Annotated in this window: 1 pseudogene; it reads left to right on the forward strand. The window is 42.7% G+C overall.

Annotated features, from left to right (window positions below):
- Positions 1-241 (forward strand): annotated as a pseudogene (locus ACZ267_RS13020) (hypothetical protein); the annotation flags it as partial.

Consider the following 241-nt stretch of genomic DNA (forward strand, 5'->3'; position numbering starts at 1 on the left):
CGAGCTATCACTTCATGATGATGACGTGCTTGTACTTTCGGATCCACTTAGTGAAGTCGAAGTACTAGTGCGTTCAGAATCACTTAGTGACGTACTACCACTCGTAGATGAACTGTCAGAAAGCGAAGTACTCGTTGAATCGCGAGTTGAAGTACTATCACTTAATGAAGTGGATGTACTTGTGCTTTCGGAATCACTCAATGACGTACTACCACTTGTCTATGAGCTATCGGAAAGTGAA

It is taken from the genome of Staphylococcus sp. AC872, from assembly GCF_979255425.1.